We start from the raw sequence: 16,294 nt of genomic DNA on the forward strand, positions 1-16,294 counted from the left end.
GCCATGATCGGCCCCGGTGCTCCTCCCGGCCCGTGGGGCGGGCTCGCCGGAGCACCCGCGGCGATCACGGGCCGCGCGCGGCCGCAGGCACCGCCCGCGGGGGTGGGGCCAGGTGGGGACGTGCTCGCCGGGCCGGTGGGGCGAGGTGGGGGACGTCGTCCGGGCGGTGATCGCGCCCGCTGCTCCCCCTGGCCCGTGTGGCGGGCTCGCCGGAGCACCCGGAGCGATCACGGGTCGCGCGCGGCCGCAGGCACGGCCCGCGGTGGTGGGGCGAGGTGGGGGACGCGCTCGTCGGCCCGGTGGGGCGAGGTGGGGGACGTCGCCCGGGCGGTGATCGCGCCCGGTGCTCCTCCCGGCCCGTGTGGCGGGCTCGCCGGAGCACCCGGGGCGATCATGCGCCCCGAGCCGACGGCCACCGGGAGATCAAGGGCGCGGTGTGCACCCGCCGGCGCGCCTCCGGGGTGTCGACGTGCCCCTGATCATGAGCACTGCCGCCCGGGACCCCGGAACGACGACGCGCCGCCGACCACGGGGGTCGGCGGCGCGTCGGGGCGTCGAGGAGCGGAGGGCTACTCCTGCTCGAAGCGGCGGCGGAAGCGCTCTTCCATCCGCGAGGTGAAGCGGCTGCGCTCCTTCTCGGTCGCGGCCGGGGCCTCGCCCTCGGCGGCGGCGGCTTCCTTCTTGCGCGCACCGAAGGACGTGATGGCGAGGATCGCGCCGCCGAACATCGCGAGGAAGCCCGCGACGCTGACGATGATCCCCACGGTGGAGGAGCTGAAGACGACGCCCAGCACGAGCATCACGACGCCGATGATGAAGAGGGCGATGCCCTGCACGCGGCGCCGGCGCGACGGACGTCGGAGCTTGCCTCCCCGCACGGTGGACGCGAACTTCGGGTCCTCGTCGTAGAGGGCGCGCTCGATCTGCTCGAGCAGGCGCTGCTCGTGCTCGGAGAGCGGCATGTTTCTCCTCCGGCACCGGAATGGGAAAGACGCCCGACCTCGGGGGGTCTGGCGGGCATCGTCGGGATGTCCGACACCCATCGTACGAGTCCGGTGGCAGTCCCACTACCCGGACCGGCGTGTTGCGCTCCTGATCATCCGTTCGGCTCCCGCGGTGACGCCGCTCGCGACACGCTCGGATGCTCTCGGTGACGATTCGGCCCGTCACCACGCGCCGGATCCGCGGCCTCGACGGGTGAGCGGGCCCGGGTCGGGTCCGGATCGCCGAGCAGGCTCGCCGGACGGACCGCGGCGACGCCGAAGCGTGATCGGGCCTGGTCAGCGGCGCGCTCGGCATCCGACCAGCCGTGCTCGGCCTCGCCGAGGACGATCTGCTCGGGCGCGCGGTCCGCCGGGACGAGCCCCTCGGCGCGGACACCGAGCAGCCGCACCGGCGCGATCGGGCCGAGGGCGTCGAGGAGCTCGCCCGCGGTGGCGTACAGCTCACGGGCGAGATCCGTCGGCGCCGGGAGGGTCCGCGATCGTGTGATCGTGGTGAAGTCGTCGAAGCGGACCTTGAGCGCGACCGTCCGCGCCCGCACTCCGCGCCGGCGCAACATCCGTCCGGTGCGGTCGGCGAGGCGCAGGAGCTCGCGCCGCAGCACGGCCCGGTCGACGAGGTCGCGGGCGAACGTCTCCTCGGCGCCGGCGGACTTCTCGCGGCCGTGCGGGTCGACCCGCCGCTCGTCGACACCACGCGCCAGGGCGAACAGGTGGACGGCGTGGGCCTCCCCCACCGCCCGCCGGAGCGTGGCGAGCCCGGCCGCGGCGACGTCCCCGACCGTCGCGATGCCGTGGCGGGCGAGCACCTCCTCCGTCCGCGCCCCGACGCCCCACAGCGCGCCGACCGGCAGCGGGTCGAGGAAGGCGCGGACCCCGTCGGCGGGCACGAGGTGCACCCCGTCGGGCTTCGCGACCCGCGAGGCGAGCTTGGCGACGAACATCGTCGACGCGATGCCGACCGAGCAGGTGATCTCCTGGGAGGCGGCGACCTGCTCGCGGACCGACGCCGCGATCTCCAGCGGTGTCGCCCCGAGACGCCGCAGCGCGCCGGACACGTCGAGGAACGCCTCGTCGAGGCTCAGCGGCTGCACCAGCGGCGTGACCGAGCGGAACACCTCCATGACCGCGCGGGAGACCTCGGCGTAGGCGGCGAAGTCCGGCGGCAGGAAGACGGCCTGCGGGCACAGCCGGTGCGCGCGGGCCGAGGGCATCGCCGAGCGGACCCCGTGGGCCCGGGCCTCGTAGCTCGCCGAGAGCACCACGCCGCGCTCCGGGCCGCCACCGACGACGACCGGACGGCCACGCAGCTCGGGCCGCGAGCGGATCTCGACCAACGCGTAGAACGCGTCCATGTCGACGTGCAGGATGCCGCAGCCCGCGTCCCGGCCGGGGGCGTGACCCGAGGGGGGCGTGCTCAGCCCGGCCGCCGCGCGAGAACGTGCAGCTGCGAGGCCATGTCGCGCAGCGGCGGGGTGCCGGCGGCGATGTCCTCGAGCTCGGCGAGGGGGTCGGGCACGGCGCCGCCGGTGTCGAGCACGCCGTCGGGCACGAGGTCGGCGAGCACCCGGTGTCCCTGCACCCGCTCGACCGACAGCTGCCCGTCGGCCTCGACCAGCGTGCGGATCTCCTCGACGTCCATGCGCCGGCGCAGCGGGTCGTCGGGGCCCCAGCGCCCCGAGGGGTCGACGAGCACCCGGCGCGCCTCCTCGAGGCGACCGGCCACGACCCGCGAGAGCACCGCGGCGAACCGGCCGGCGACGAGCAGCGAGAGCGCCCCACCGGGCACGGTCGCGAGGGCGAGCGCCCGGCACGCCTCGGCCGGGTCGTCGACGTACTCGAGCAGCCCGTGCCCGAGGACCAGGTCGGCCTCGGCGTCGGCGACCACGTCGGCCAGCGCGTCCACGTCGCCCTGCACGGCCCGCACCCCGCCGGCGACCCCCGATTCGCGCGCCCGGCTGCGAAGGACCGCGAGGGCGTTGGCGCTGGAGTCGACGACCGTGACCTCGCACCCGTCGGCGGCCAGGGGCACCGCCCAGGTGCCGCTGCCGCCACCGACGTCGAGGACGCGGGGTGCCGCGCCGTCGCGACGGCTCCGCGCCGCGGTCAGCTCGACCCGCAGCGTGCGCGCGACGACGTCGACCGGGGCGAACGACGGGGCGCGACTCACCGCGACACCGTAGAACGTGTGACGGGTGCGCGGGGGCACCGACCGGTAGGTTCCCCCCGTGCACGTCACCGGGGTGCTGAGCCTCAAGGGCGGGGTCGGCAAGACGACCGTCGTCCTGGGCCTTGCCGGATCCGCTCTCCGGGCCGGTCTGCGGACCCTGGTGGTCGACCTCGACCCCCAGGGCAACGCGACGACCGCGCTCGAGCCCGAGGCCACCGAGACCACGATCGCCCAGGCCATGGAACGGCCGTCGGCGGCGCTGCTCGCGTCGTCGATCGCCCCCAGCGCCTGGGGCGAGGAGCTCGACGTCCTCGTCGGCTCGGAGGACATCGAGCGTCACAACCACCCCGATCCGGGGTCGCAGCGGCTGGGGGCTCTGGCGCGCCTGCTCGGCGACCTGCCCAAGGATGAGGACGGCGCCACCCGGACGGGGCTGGCGAAGTACGACCTCGTGCTCATCGACTGCCCGCCCTCGCTCGGCCAGCTGACCCGCTCCGCCCTCGTGGCCGTCGACCGGGCCGTCCTGGTGACCGAGCCCACGATCTTCGCGGTGTCCGGTGTACAGCGCGCCTTCGAGGCCGTGCAGGCCGAGCGCGAGAACAACCCGGACCTCCAGCCGCTGGGCGTGCTGGTGAACAAGTACCGGGCGCGCTCCTCGGAGCACGAGTTCCGCCTGGGCGAGCTGCGCGAGCTCTTCGGCCCCCTCGTCATCTCCGGGGCCCTGCCCGACCGCAGCGCGGTCCAGCAGGCCCAGGGCGCCGGGGTGCCGATCCAGCGGTGGGACACCCCGGGTGCCCGCGAGATCGCGAGCCAGTTCGACTCGCTGCTCGGGCGCATCGTGCGCTCGCGCACCAAACGCTCGGGCCGCGGGCGGGCTCGGCGGACGCCCGAGGACTGACCGTCAGCGTCCGCGCCCGGCCACGGTGCGCGTGACCAGGGCGAGGAACAGGTCGGCCTGACGCACCATGTCGTCGGCGTCGCGCTGGGACACCTTGCCCCGCACCCCGGCCTCGACGGCCGAGCGCGTCGCCGAGTGCGCCGCGAAGAAGGCCGCCCACTCGCCGTACTCGGGCGCGACGGACGCCAGCAGCGTCCAGGCGTCCGTGGGGCGTGAGGCGCGCTTGGCGCGGGCCCGCAGGGCGAGCACCGCCGCCGCGGCACGCAGGGCCCCGAGGTGGGCGGCCCGGAAGCGCTCGGCGGCGTCGTCCTCGGCCTGGGCGGCGCGCAGCTCGTCGCGGGCGGCGCCGAGCAGCTGCACCACCGTGCGCGACGGCGGCGGAGCCGGCGCGGCCGGGGTGGCGCGGGTGGGGGCCCCGCGCTCGTCCGACCGCGCCGGCGTACCGGACCGGGCGGGGGCGGGGACCGCCGGTCCGGCGTCGGTGGGCGCCGCCCTGCGCGGGGCGGCCTCCAGAGGGGTGGTGTCGAACAGTCCGGGCATGGCGAGAGCGCTGGTCATGGTGATCTCCTCAGGGCATCGGGCGTCGCGAGCGGGGTCAGTAGCCGGCCCGGCGGAGGTCCCACACGCCGGGACCCGAGCGCATGCGCAGCACGAACTCGCCGGGCGGCAGGTGCGGCTCGTCGGACCGGCACGCGAGCACGCGCCAGCAGCGGCACCGGTCGCCCCCCACCGGCATGGCCGAGAGGAACGGCCACCGGGACTCCTCGATCCAGCGTTCCTGCACCTCGGTGACCAGGTAGTGACTGTCCCGCCGGTTCGGGCGGCGATGGAACTCGACCGGGTCGCCGTCCGCACAGCGGACCTGGACCGGCGACGGACTGCGAACCACGATGCGTCCTCCACGGCGGCTCGTGCTCCTCGACCCGGGGCCCGGGTCGAGTGGGTGCCTGCCACCGTGGGGAGCCGGCGGCACTCCCGGACGGCGGGGCGCTTCCCCCGCCCCGCCGTCCGAGCGATCGAACACGTGTTCGATAGGAACCAGTGAACCCGGTCGGTCCGGCGCCGTCAAGTCGATCCGCCGGTCCCCTCGGAGGCGATCCCGGACCACCCCGTGAGCACCCGCCCGGGGAGATCGACCCGTGGATCGCGGCCGGGGCGTGGTGAGATACCGGCGTGTCCGTCTCCGACTCCCCCCGCGCCGCGGGAGCCGGCCGATGACCGCCGCGCCGGCCCGCGCGACGGTCGTCGACCTGACGCCCGACGACCTCGGGGCCCGGCTCGACGAGGCGCTGACCGTCTACGTGCACGCGATGGGCTATCCGCCCGGCACGGTGCGGCAGCGACGCCCGATGTGGGTCGAGCACTCCCGTCGTCCGGGCTGGCACGCCGCGGCCGCGCTCGGGCCCGACCGCTCGCTGTGGGGCATCGCGTACGGCTACCCGGGCGCGCGGGGCCAGTGGTGGTTCGAGGAGGTGCGCCGCGGCCTGCTCGCGGGCGGCGCCGCGGGCCGCGAGCTGGCCGACACCGTGCTCGACGACTACTTCGAGCTCACCGAGCTGCACGTGCGGCCCGACGTCCAGGGCGACGGCCTCGGCGAGGCGCTGGCCCGCCGCCTGCTGGCGCGACCGACGAACCGCCACGTCCTCCTCTCGACCCCCGAGGCGGACCCGCCGTCGCGCGCGTGGTCGCTCTACCGCCGCCTCGGGTTCACCGACGTCCTGCGCCACCACCGGTTCACGAGCGACCCGCGCCCGTTCGCGGTGCTCGGCCGGACCCTGCCCCTCGAGGCCCCGGGCACGCCGCACCGCCCGGGCCGCGCCTGACCCGGACCGTCGGGGGCGCCTGGCACCATGCGCGGGTGCCCGCGTCCGCTTCCCCAGCCGACATCACCACCACCGACACCCGCCCGAGCCACGCCCCCTCGAACGGGACCCCCGCGACCAGCAACCGCCGCCGCACGCTCGTGCTCCTGGCCGTGGTGCTGGCCCTGGTCGGCGTCCTCGGCACGGGCTGCGTGCGGGTGCGCGCCGGCATGGCCGTCTCCCCGGACGACCGCGTCTCGGGCGTCGTCGACATCGCCACCCCGGACGGTGCCCCCGCCGGGCAGGGTCCGCCCCTGCAGGTGCCCGACGACCTCAGCGGGAACGTCTCGGTCGAGCGCTACGAGCAGGACGGCTACATCGGCTCCAAGGTGCAGTTCGAGGACCTGTCGTTCGACGAGGTCACCCGCCTGCTGCCCTCGATCAGCCCGACGAGCACGCAGGCGATCCGGGTCCAGATGCGCCGCGCGGGCGACCGGGTGGTCGTGTCCGGCCAGGTCGACCTCACGCGGGTGTCGCCGGAGAGCGCCGACGTGCAGCTGAAGATGGCGTTCCCGGGCTCGATCCGCCAGACCGACGGGACGGCGACGCCGGGGCTGATCAGCTGGACGCTGCAGCCGGGCACCGTCAACGACGTCAACGCGGTGATCGAGTACCCGGACCCCGACGCCCCGTCGTGGATCGGCTGGTCGCTGCTGCTGCTCGCGGTGGTCGCCGTGGCGGTCGCGATCGTGGTGGTGCTGGCCGCGTCGTCGCGCACCCAGCTCCGCACACGCGCACGCCGCTGATCGGGCCACTGACCCCGCCGACCCGCAGGTCGGCGGGGCCGGACGGTGTCAGGAGCGGGGCGTCGCCGGCACGAGACCGAGGCGCTGGACGACGTCCACCACCGCGGGCGAGCGGTTCATGCTGATGTAGTGGATGTTCGTGACGCCCTCGTCGAACATCCGCTGGGACAGCTCGACGCACAGGTCGATGCCGGCGTCGCGGTAGCCCGCGGCGTCGTCGACGAGGGGGTCGAGGCGCTCGGACATGAGCTTCGGCAGCGGCGCGCCGGAGAAGTCCGCGCCGCGCTCGGCCGACTTCGGCGTCGTGATCGGCATGAGGCCGGGCATGACCGGGATGTCGCAGCCGGCGGCGGCGATGCGGTCGCGCATGCGCAGGAACTCGTCGGCGTCGTAGAACATCTGCGTGATCGCGAACTCCGCGCCCGCCTTGACCTTCTGCACGAAGAACCGGGTGTCGGTGTCCTCGTCGACCGAGCGCGGGTGCAGGTACGGGAAGGCCGCGACGCCGACGCAGAAGTCGCCCAGGCGGTTCACCATGTGGACGAGCTCCTCGGTGTAGCTCAGCCCCGCCGGGTGCGGCACCCAGTCGGCGTCCTTGTCCCCGGGAGGGTCGCCGCGGATCGCGAGGACGTTGCTGATGCCCGCCGCGAGGTAGGAGCCGATCACCTGGCGCAGGTCGTCGAGCGAGGCGTCGACCGCGGTGAGGTGGGCCATCGCCGTCAGCGTGGTGTCGGTGGCGATGCGACCGGTGGTGCGGATGGTGCGGTCGCGGCTCGAGCCGCCGGCGCCGTAGGTGACCGACACGAAGGCCGGGTCGAGCGGCTCCAGGTCGCGGATGGTGCGCCAGAGTGTGGCTTCGCCCTCATCGTTCTTGGGCGGGAAGAACTCCGCCGAGAACGTGGGCACCCCGCGCTGGATGCGCTCCGTCACAGTAGCCATCCGGCGACCCTACGGTGACGGGGCGTCGTTACGGAGGTCCGTTGTGACCGGGACCGCCCGATCGGCCAGGTCGGCCGAACGGCCCTAGGCTCCGGTTCCGGACACGCTTGCGGTCCGGAGGGGAGAGTGCGGATGACGCTCGGCGGAGTCTCGACGCGAGCCGACAACGGTGCCCGCGACCCCTTCGGCAGCCCTGCTGAGCAGGGCGGACGCGCCATCGAGCACGACCTGCCCGGCGCGGTGACCGCCGACCTGGCCGACTACCTCGCCGGCCGGCGCGACGAGTGCGCCGACATCGCCGAGGAGTACGCCGACGCCGTCGACGACCTCACACGGTTCGTCCTCGCCGGCGGCAAGCGGCTGCGTCCCACGTTCGCGTGGTGGGGCTGGCGGGCCGCAGGCGGCCTCGACGACCCCTCCGCGGTGCTGCGCGCCGTGAGCGCCCTGGAGCTCATCCAGGCGTGTGCGCTGGTGCACGACGACCTCATCGACGACTCCGCGACGCGCCGCGGCGAGCCCACCGTGCACGCCCGGTGGGCGGCGCGGCACGCCGGCGCCGCCTGGACCGGCGACCCGACCCGCTTCGGCGCCGCGGTCGCGATCCTGCTCGGCGACGTGGCGCTGGCCTGGGCCGACGACATGCTCCACGAGTCCGGGGTGGACCCCGTCGCGCTCGCCCGCGCCCGCCCGGCGTGGCAGGCCATGCGCACCGAGGTGCTCGGCGGCCAGTTCCTCGACGTCCAGGGACACGCGTCGTCCGACTCGAGCCCCGAGACCGCCCTGCGCATCAGCCGGTACAAGACCGCGGCCTACACCGTGGAGCGCCCGCTGCACCTCGGGGCCGCGATCGCGGGCGCCGACGACACGACGATCGCCGCGCTGCGCCGGTACGGCACCGACCTCGGCATCGCCTTCCAGCTGCGCGACGACCTGCTGGGCGTGTTCGGCGACCCGGCGGTGACCGGCAAGCCCGCCGGCGACGACCTGCGCGAGGGCAAGCTGACCCTGCTGGTCGCGCTGACCCGCGCCCACCCCGACCGCACGACGGCCGCGGTCGTCGAGCGCGCCGTGGGCAACCCCCACCTCGATCCCGAGGGCGTCGCCGCCGCCCGCGAGGCCCTCGTCTCCCTCGGCGTCGTCGACGACGTCGAGCGCCGCATCACCGAGCTCACCGCCTCCGCACTCGACGCGGTGCGCGGTGCCGACGCCCCGGTCCTGGCCGTCCCGGCCCCCGACCGGCTCGCCGATCTGGCCGTCGCCGCCACCCGGCGCGCCCGCTGATCCACCTCCCAGGAGCCGCGTGACCCGCACCGTCCAGTCCCCCACCGACCACGTCGTCGTCGTGGGCGCCGGCCTCGCCGGCCTCGCGACCGCCCTGCACCTGCTCGGCGCGGGCCGTCGCGTCACGATCGTCGAGCGCGACGCCACCCCCGGCGGGCGCGCCGGCCGCCTCGACCTCCATGGGGGGCAGCACGCCGACAGGGGGTTCCGCCTCGACACCGGCCCGACCGTGATCACGATGCCGGAGCTGATCGAGGAGGCCCTGGCCGCCGTCGGCGAGAAGCTCGGCGACCGCCTCGAGCTCGTCGACCTCCACCCCGCGTACCACGCACGGTTCGCCGACGGCAGTGCGATCGACGTGCACACCGACCCGGGCGCGATGGAGCAGGAGATCCGCGAGAAGGTCTCGGCGTCCGACGCCGAGGGCTACCGACGGCTGCGGGCCTGGCTCACCGAGCTCTACCAGGTGCAGATGGCGACGTTCATCGACGCGAACTTCGACTCGCCGCTCGACGTCCTGGGCCCCGACCTGGCGCGGCTGGGCGCGCTCGGGGGCTTCGGGCGGCTCGGGGCGAGGATCGCCAAGTTCCTCGACGACGAGCGCCTGCGGCGCATCTTCTCCTTCCAGGCCCTGTACGCGGGCGTCCCGCCGGCCAAGGCCCTCGCCGCCTACGCGGTGATCGCCTACATGGACACGATCGCCGGCGTCTCGTTCCCGAAGGGCGGGGTCCGGGCCCTCCCCCAGGCCCTCGCCGACGCCGCCGCCGACGCGGGCGCCGAGTTCCGCTACGGCACGACCGTCACCGGGCTGGAGCGCTCCGGCGGGCGGGTGCGGGCGCTGCGCACCGTCCCGACGGGCGAGCCGACCGCCGACGGCGATCGCCTCGCCGCCGACGCCGTCGTGCTGACCTGCGATCTCCCCGTGTCCTACGGCCTGCTCGGGCGCACGCCGCGACGCGTGGTGCCGATGCGCTGGTCGCCGTCGGCGTTCGTGTGGCACGCCGGGGTGCCCGCCGGCACCGGGCTCGGCCACCACACCATCTCCTTCGGCGACGCCTGGGCGGGCACGTTCGACGAGATCATCACCGAGGGCCGGCTGATGTCCGACCCGTCGCTGCTGGTCACGCACCCGACGGCCACCGACCCGTCGCTGGCGCCCGAGGGGCACGAGCTGGTGTCCGTGCTCGCGCCCGCCCCGAACACCGACAAGGCCCCGCTCGACTGGGAGCGCATCGGCCCGCGCTACCGCGACGAGCTGCGCGGGGTCTTGGCAGGTCGCGGTATCGAGCTCGGTGGGGCGGGCGGGGAGGTCACTGTGGAGCACCTCATCACCCCCGACGACTGGGGCCGGCTCGGCCTCGCGGCGGGCACCCCGTTCTCGGCGGCGCACACGTTCGCCCAGACCGGCCCGTTCCGCGCGGGCAACCTCGTGCGCGGCGAGGGCAACGTCGTCCTCGCCGGCTCGGGGACGACGCCCGGCGTCGGCGTCCCGACGGTGCTCGTCTCGGGCAAGCTCGCGGCGGCGCGGATCACCGGGTGAGCACCACCGAGCTGGACGCCGCCGGCATCACCGACCCGGCGCTGCGCGACGCCTACACGCAGTGCCGGGCTCTCAACGCCGTGCACGGCCGGACCTACTTCCTCGCCACGCGCCTGCTCGCCCCGGCCCAGCGCCCGGCGATCCACGCGCTCTACGGCTTCGCGCGTATGGCCGACGACGTCGTCGACGACCCGGACGCCGACGCCTCGCCGGCCGCCGTCGCCGCGCGGCTCGAGGAGGTCCGCGCCCGCATGCGCCGGGGCCTGGCCGGTACCGACCCGCGGACGCTCGTGACCGAGGGCGAGCCGGTGGTCGCCGCGCTGGCCGACACCGTCGCCCGCTTCGGCATCGAGCACCGCCACCTCGAGGACTTCATGGACTCGATGGCCATGGACCTCACGGTCACCGACTACCCGACGTTCGACGACCTCGCCGGCTACGTGCACGGCTCGGCCGCGGTCATCGGGCTGCAGGTGCTGCCGGTGCTCGGGACGGTCGGACCGCGGGCGGAGGCCGAGCCGTACGCCGCCGACCTCGGCGTCGCCTTCCAGGTGACGAACTTCCTGCGCGACGTCGGCGAGGACCTCGACCGCGGCCGCGTCTACCTGCCGACCGCGGAGCTCGCGGCGTTCGGCGTGGACCGCGACCTGCTGGCGTGGTGCCGCACCACCGGTCGCACCGACCCGCGGGTCCGGCGGGCCCTGGCCCACCTCGTCGCCCGCACCCGCGCGGTCTACCGGCGCGCCGAGCGCGGCATCGCCCTGCTCCACCCGGTGTCGCGGCCCTGCGTGCGGACCGCGCACGTGCTCTACGGGGGCATCCTCGACGAGATCGTCGACGCGGACTACGACGTACTGCGCCGGCGCGTGGCCGTCGGGAACGGGCGCCGCGCCGCGGTGGCGCTCCCGCGCCTGGCCCACGCCGTCGGGACGCGGTGGCGCCGGCGGCTCGCGGCGTGACCCTCGTGCTCGCCGTCGACGCCGCCTGCGCGCGGTGCCGGGCGGTGGGCACCACCGTGGCGGACACCGTCGGGCCGGACCTCGAGGTGCTGCCGCTGGCCGACTACCGGGTGACGGCGTGGTGCGCCGAGTCCGGCGTCGCGGGGGACGCGCCGACGCTGCTGGAGATCACGCCCACCGACGGCGACGACCGCGTGCGGGCCTGGACCGGCCCCGCGCTGGCCCCCGCCCTGGTGCGTCGACTCGGCGTGCGGCGCGCCGCCCGGCTGACGGCGGCGCTGCGCCGGCACGGGCTGCTCGGGGAGGCGTTGAGCGGACTGCGCCCGTTCAGAACGCCATCGCCTGGGCGCGACGCTTGACCTCGCGACCCCGGTCGGAGCGCAGCGCGTCGATGGGGGTGCCCGGCAGGGAGTCGTCGTCGGCGAAGAGCCAGCGAAGGATCTCCCCGTCGGCGTACCCCCCGTCGCGGAGGACCTGGATGGTGCCGGGCAGGCCCTTCACCACCCCGTCGGTGGTGAGGAAGGCGGCGGGCACCGACCAGCGGTCGTCGTCCCGAACGCCCAGCAACTGCCCCTGCTTGATCATCTGACTGACGCGCGTACGGGGCACGCCGAGACGCTCGGCGACCTGGGCGAGCGAGACGACCTCGATGTCGTGGCCCACGAGGGCGGCGAGGGACTCGGTCACACGCGTCACTGTGCCAGAGGTGGGGCTCCTCCGGCCCCTTGTGCCCGCGTGTGTCCCGGGGTGTCCAGACCGTCGCGGACCAGGGCCTCCGGGTGGGCGAGCGCCGCGAGGTGCCCGCCGGGCACGAGCACCGGTTCGACGCCGGCGCGCGCACGGGCGAGACCGATCTGGAAGTCGGGCGGGAAGAAGCGGTCGTCGCGTCCCACGACGACCGTGACGGGCACGTCGGGCCACGCGGGGAGCGACCAGCCGTCGGCGAACGGGCCACCGGACTGCTCGCGCTGGTGCTCGGCGCCGGCCGCGACCACGTCGGCGGGGACGTCGTGCAGGAACTCCCACTCGGGGTCGAACCCGGCGTCCTCGCGGCCCGCGGCGCGGACCGCGGCCTCCTTCGCCGCCGCGTGCCCCGACCCCGTCCACCACTGCCCGGGCGTCTCCCCCACCGCGGGGATCATGGCGTTGACCAGCACCAACCGCTCCACGGGGATGCGCCGGCAGATCTCCACCGCGGTGGGCCCGCCCAGCGACTGCCCGACCACGACGGGGTCGGGGCGGCCACCGAGGGCCTCGAGCGCGACCTCGACGTAGCGCGGCACGCCGGCCTCCGGGTCGTCGGCGGGGAGGTCGACGGCGATCGCCTCGTCACCCCGCGCCCGCAGGAGCTCCACCACGCGGTGCCAGTACCAGGCCGCGCCGCCCGCGCCGGGCACCAGGAGCCAGGTCGTCATGGCCGGAGAGCCTAGGGGTGCGCCTCCGGCGCATGTGAGCACTTCGAGGTGCTGGAGCACCCCGAAGTGCTCACGTGCGCGAAGCGCACCCGGTCGAGGGGCCGCGCGTCGGACACGAGAATCCCCGCAGGTCACCGACCTCCTCGTAGCATCGGGCCATGACGTCCGTCCCGACCGCCGACCCCGCGGGGACGGTGCTGGAGGGGCGCTACCGCGTCGACGGCCTCCTCGCGCGCGGCGGGATGTCGGTGGTGCACCGCGGGAGCGACCTGCGCCTGGACCGTCCGGTGGCGATCAAGATCCTCGATCGCGGCCTCGCAGGCGACCCCGCCTTCGTCCGGCGCTTCGAGCGGGAGGCGCGGGCCGCGGCCCGTCTCGCGCACCCCGGCGTGGTCGCGGTGCACGACCAGGGGCGCGACCCCGACGGCACCGTCTTCCTCGTCCTCGAGCTGGTCGAGGGCGGGACGCTGCGCGACGTCCTGCGCGACCAGGTCCGCCTCCACCCGGCGGCGGCCCTGACGGTCATCGAGCAGGTGGTCACCGCCCTGCAGGTCGCCCACGACCGCGGTCTCGTCCACCGCGACGTGAAGCCCGAGAACGTGCTGGTCGGCACCGACGGGTCGGTGAAGGTCGCCGACTTCGGGCTGGTCGCCGCGGCGTGGGAGACCGACGCCGCCGACCCGAACGACCCCGAGGGCTCCGGCGAGATGGTGCTCGGGACCGTGGCGTACCTGGCCCCCGAGCAGGTCACCGACGGCCGCGCCGACGCCCGCAGCGACCTCTACGCGGCCGGGATCGTGCTGTTCGAGCTGCTCACGGGCGTACCGCCCCACGGCGGGGACGACGCCGTGGAGGTCGCCCGCCGGCACGTGCACCACGACGTCCCGCCGCCCTCGTCCGTCGTCGGCGGCATCCCCCGCGCGCTGGACCGCCTCGTGCTCGCGGCGACCGACCGCGACCCCGAGGCCCGCCTCGCCGACGCCGGCGCCTTCCTGGCCGCCGTCCGCGGGGTGCGGATGGACACCGACCTGCCCTACTACCCGGTGCCGCCGCCCCCGCGCCGCACCGGCGCCGCCTGCTCCCGGCCGCTGCGGGGGACGCGGCTGCTCGACCTCGACGGCGCGCCCCGCGAGGCGCCCCGGACCGGGCGCCGGGCGTGGGACGCGGAGCCCGAGGACGTCGACGACAAGGACGTCGACGACCTCGGGGACGACTACGGGGACGACTACGGGGACGACCTCGGGGACGAGCCCGACGGCGACCGCGAACCCGACTCCGGCACTGATCCGGCCCACGGGGTGCGCCGTCGCCCCGACGGCGCGGTGGACGACGTCGACGTGGCCATCGAGCGGATCGAGCGCCGGCGGGCGCGGACCCGCTCCCGCCGGCTGCTCGGAGCCTGGCTGCTGCTCGTCTCGATCGCGACCGTCGCCGCGGGCGCGGCCGGCTGGGGCCTCGGGATCCCGGGCTAGCTGCTAGTTCCGGAGCATCTCCGCGACCAGGAATGCGAGCTCCAGCGACTGCTGGGTGTTCAGCCGCGGGTCGCAGGCCGTCTCGTAGCGCCCGGCGAGGTCGGTGTCGGAGATGTCCTGGGCGCCGCCGAGGCACTCGGTGACGTCCTCGCCGGTGAGCTCGACGTGGATGCCGCCGGGGTGGGTGCCGAGACCCTGGTGCACCTCGAAGAAGCCCTGGACCTCGTCGACGACCTGGTCGAAGTGCCGCGTCTTGTAGCCGGTGGTCGCCTCGACGGTGTTGCCGTGCATCGGGTCGCACTGCCAGATGACCTGGTGGCCCGAGCCCGTGACCTTCTCGACGATCGACGGCAGCACGTCGCGGACCTTGCCCGCACCCATGCGCGAGATCAGCGTCAGCCGGCCGGGCTGGTGGTACGGGTCGAGGCGCTCGACGTACTCCACCGCCTGCTCCGGCGTGGTGCCCGGCCCGATCTTGATGCCGATGGGGTTGGCCAGCAGCTCCGCGAACGCGATGTGCGCGCCGTCGAGGGCCCGGGTGCGCTCGCCGATCCACAGGAAGTGGGCGCCGAGGGAGAACAGGCGGGCGTCCTCACGGCTGGTGGCCTCGACCCGCGAGTCCAGCCGCAGCAGCGCGCGCTCGTAGTCGAGCACGAGGGCCTCGTGGCTGGCGAAGATCTCGGTGCCGCGCAGGGAGTGGTCGTTCACCCCGGCCGCCGACATGAACCGCAGCGCCCGGTCGATCTCGGCGGCGACGGCCTCGTACCGCTCGCCCGCGGCCGACGTGCGCACGAACTCCCGGTTCCACTCGTGCACCTCGTGCAGGTCGGCCATGCCGCCGGAGGTCAGGGCACGGACCAGGTTCATCGCGGCGCCGGCGTTGGCGTAGGCGCGGATCATGCGGCCCGGGTCGGGGATGCGGCGCTCGGCGTGCGCGGCCAGCGAGTTGACCATGTCGCCCCGGTAGGACGGCAGGCCCAGCGCGTCGGTGTTCGACGAGCGCGGCTTCGCGTACTGCCCGGCGATCCGCCCGATCTTGACCACCGGCAGCGACGCGCCGTAGGTCAGCACGACCGCCATCTGCAGCAGGGTGCGGATGTTGCCGCGCAGGTGCGGCTCGGTGTTGTCCGCGAAGGTCTCCGCGCAGTCGCCGCCCTGGAGCAGGAACGCCTCACCCCGGGCGACCGAGGCCAGCTGGGACTGCAGCCGGTCGATCTCGGCGGGCACGGTGATCGGCGGCACGTGCTCGAGGACGGTGCGGACCTCGGCGACCGCGTCCGGGTCGGGCCAGTCGGGCTGCTGCGCCGCCGGGCGCGCGAGCGCGGCGTCGAGACGTTCCCGCAGTGCGGTGGGCAGGGGAGGCAGGCCCGGCAGAGCGTCCACGGGCAGGTCGACGGACCAGTTCACACCCGCCAGCGTAGTGGGCGGTGACGCGGCTGCCGCGTGTTCCCCACGACCCGGCCCTCCGGGTGGGGTGATCACGCGCTGTGATCACGCCCGGGCCGGCGGGCCGCCCGCGTGCAGCGCACGCCAGTGCGCGTCGATGACCTGCCAGCGGGCCAGGTTGTGGCGGGCGTCGGCGAGCGCGTCGTGGGCGTCCGCGGGCGCCGACGGCAGCTCGGGGCGCCCGACGTCGTCCCAGCGCTGGCGAAGGTCGCGGGTGAAGCGGGGCAGCGCCCGCGGCAGGTCGGGCATCGCGCCCCAGAGCTGCGCGATCGCGACGTGGTCGTACGCGGCGTACCAGGCCCAGAGCTCCACGGGGCCCTCGCCGGCGGTCACGAACTCGTAGAACGCCTCGCGGATGCTCAGGCGGCTGCGCCACGCCGGGTCCGACATCGGGGGCAGCTTGTCGAGGACGTTGTGCCGCACCCAGGGGCCCGCCCGCATGGGGTCGAACTGCTTGGAGATCGCGTAGAACTCGCGGCCCTGCTCGTCCACGACACCCACCGAGACCAGCTCGATGGTGGTCCCGTCCTCGATGAACTCGCAGTCGTAGAAGTACCGGGCCACG

The 16,294-nt window shown here is 75.4% G+C and carries 18 protein-coding genes; 8 read left to right on the plus strand and 10 right to left on the minus strand.

All coding sequences use genetic code 11. The features are described 5' to 3' along the window. Positions 1-569 precede the first annotated feature (569 nt). The 3 genes from PH191_RS28515 to PH191_RS28525 form a co-directional block, all read right to left on the minus strand. Entirely contained in the window at positions 570-962 is a 393-nt protein-coding gene (locus PH191_RS28515) for a DUF3040 domain-containing protein (RefSeq protein WP_274198015.1), read from the minus strand. Between the two features lie 134 nt (positions 963-1,096). Further along, positions 1,097-2,422 (minus strand): DNA polymerase IV, encoded by a 1,326-nt coding sequence (gene dinB, locus PH191_RS28520; protein WP_337994112.1) that lies wholly within the window; start codon positions 2,420-2,422, stop codon positions 1,097-1,099. Continuing rightward, positions 2,419-3,171 (minus strand): class I SAM-dependent methyltransferase, encoded by a 753-nt coding sequence (locus PH191_RS28525; RefSeq protein WP_274198016.1) that lies wholly within the window; start codon positions 3,169-3,171, stop codon positions 2,419-2,421. Before PH191_RS28525 ends, dinB begins: the two co-directional genes overlap by 4 nt. A gap of 58 nt (positions 3,172-3,229) precedes the next feature. On the opposite strand from PH191_RS28525, the gene PH191_RS28530 reads away from it, so the two are divergent. Beyond that, positions 3,230-4,069 carry a ParA family protein gene (locus PH191_RS28530; protein ID WP_274198017.1) on the plus strand — a complete coding sequence of 280 codons (840 nt, stop codon included), beginning with the start codon at positions 3,230-3,232 and terminating at the stop codon, positions 4,067-4,069. A 3-nt stretch (positions 4,070-4,072) separates the two neighbouring features. Here PH191_RS28530 and PH191_RS28535 read toward each other — a convergent pair whose 3' ends face one another. Together PH191_RS28535 and PH191_RS28540 are read right to left on the minus strand one after the other, a co-directional pair. Further along, on the minus strand, positions 4,073-4,627 hold the full coding sequence (locus PH191_RS28535) for an SAV_6107 family HEPN domain-containing protein (protein ID WP_274198018.1): 555 nt from the start codon (positions 4,625-4,627) through the stop codon (positions 4,073-4,075). Between the two features lie 37 nt (positions 4,628-4,664). Next, positions 4,665-4,958, minus strand: a complete 294-nt coding sequence (locus PH191_RS28540) for a hypothetical protein (protein ID WP_274190183.1) — start codon at positions 4,956-4,958, stop codon at positions 4,665-4,667. A 325-nt stretch (positions 4,959-5,283) separates the two neighbouring features. Between PH191_RS28540 and PH191_RS28545 the strand changes: the two genes are divergently transcribed. Together PH191_RS28545 and PH191_RS28550 are read left to right on the plus strand one after the other, a co-directional pair. Next, positions 5,284-5,892 carry a GNAT family N-acetyltransferase gene (locus PH191_RS28545; RefSeq protein WP_274198019.1) on the plus strand — a complete coding sequence of 203 codons (609 nt, stop codon included), beginning with the start codon at positions 5,284-5,286 and terminating at the stop codon, positions 5,890-5,892. Between the two features lie 35 nt (positions 5,893-5,927). After that, complete coding sequence (locus PH191_RS28550; protein WP_274198020.1) at positions 5,928-6,677, plus strand: DUF3153 domain-containing protein; 750 nt, start codon at positions 5,928-5,930, stop codon at positions 6,675-6,677. Positions 6,678-6,725: 48 nt separating this feature from the next. Here the strand turns inward: PH191_RS28550 and PH191_RS28555 are convergent, their stop codons facing one another. Then, positions 6,726-7,616: a methylenetetrahydrofolate reductase gene (locus PH191_RS28555; RefSeq protein WP_274198021.1), complete on the minus strand. Its 891-nt coding sequence runs from the start codon at positions 7,614-7,616 to the stop codon at positions 6,726-6,728. 132 nt (positions 7,617-7,748) lie between these two features. Here PH191_RS28555 and PH191_RS28560 point away from each other — a divergent pair, with 132 nt between their 5' ends. Genes PH191_RS28560 through PH191_RS28575 form a run of 4 tightly spaced genes read left to right on the plus strand, consistent with a single transcriptional unit; the run spans position 7,749 to position 11,755 of the window. Next, complete coding sequence (locus tag PH191_RS28560) at positions 7,749-8,897, plus strand: polyprenyl synthetase family protein (protein WP_274198022.1); 1,149 nt, start codon at positions 7,749-7,751, stop codon at positions 8,895-8,897. A gap of 19 nt (positions 8,898-8,916) precedes the next feature. Continuing rightward, positions 8,917-10,437 (plus strand): phytoene desaturase family protein, encoded by a 1,521-nt coding sequence (crtI, locus tag PH191_RS28565; protein ID WP_274198023.1) that lies wholly within the window; start codon positions 8,917-8,919, stop codon positions 10,435-10,437. Continuing rightward, the gene (locus PH191_RS28570) at positions 10,434-11,396 is read left to right on the plus strand and encodes a phytoene/squalene synthase family protein (RefSeq protein WP_274198024.1); all 963 of its coding nucleotides are present in this window, start codon (positions 10,434-10,436) and stop codon (positions 11,394-11,396) included. Before crtI ends, PH191_RS28570 begins: the two co-directional genes overlap by 4 nt. After that, positions 11,393-11,755, plus strand: a complete 363-nt coding sequence (locus PH191_RS28575; RefSeq protein ID WP_274198025.1) for a hypothetical protein — start codon at positions 11,393-11,395, stop codon at positions 11,753-11,755. The genes PH191_RS28570 and PH191_RS28575 overlap by 4 nt, the downstream gene beginning before the upstream one ends. Here the strand turns inward: PH191_RS28575 and PH191_RS28580 are convergent. Next, complete coding sequence (locus PH191_RS28580; protein WP_274198026.1) at positions 11,724-12,083, minus strand: Rv2175c family DNA-binding protein; 360 nt, start codon at positions 12,081-12,083, stop codon at positions 11,724-11,726. The two genes, PH191_RS28575 and PH191_RS28580, sit on opposite strands and share 32 nt — an antisense overlap. Before the next feature lie 5 nt (positions 12,084-12,088). Then, positions 12,089-12,811, minus strand: a complete 723-nt coding sequence (locus PH191_RS28585) for an alpha/beta fold hydrolase (RefSeq protein ID WP_274198027.1) — start codon at positions 12,809-12,811, stop codon at positions 12,089-12,091. Between the two features lie 158 nt (positions 12,812-12,969). Between PH191_RS28585 and PH191_RS28590 the strand changes: the two genes are divergently transcribed. Continuing rightward, positions 12,970-14,283 (plus strand): protein kinase domain-containing protein, encoded by a 1,314-nt coding sequence (locus PH191_RS28590; protein WP_337994111.1) that lies wholly within the window; start codon positions 12,970-12,972, stop codon positions 14,281-14,283. A 3-nt stretch (positions 14,284-14,286) separates the two neighbouring features. On the opposite strand, the gene PH191_RS28595 is transcribed toward PH191_RS28590, so the two are convergent. Together PH191_RS28595 and PH191_RS28600 are read right to left on the minus strand one after the other, a co-directional pair. After that, positions 14,287-15,690, minus strand: coding sequence for a class II 3-deoxy-7-phosphoheptulonate synthase (locus tag PH191_RS28595; protein WP_274198028.1), 1,404 nt, complete (start codon positions 15,688-15,690; stop codon positions 14,287-14,289). An 84-nt stretch (positions 15,691-15,774) separates the two neighbouring features. Then, positions 15,775-16,293 (minus strand): polyadenylate-specific 3'-exoribonuclease AS, encoded by a 519-nt coding sequence (locus PH191_RS28600; protein ID WP_274198029.1) that lies wholly within the window; start codon positions 16,291-16,293, stop codon positions 15,775-15,777. Position 16,294 lies beyond the last annotated feature (1 nt).

Source organism: Actinomycetospora callitridis, from assembly GCF_028737265.1.
In the GTDB taxonomy this organism is placed as follows: domain Bacteria; phylum Actinomycetota; class Actinomycetes; order Mycobacteriales; family Pseudonocardiaceae; genus Actinomycetospora; species Actinomycetospora callitridis.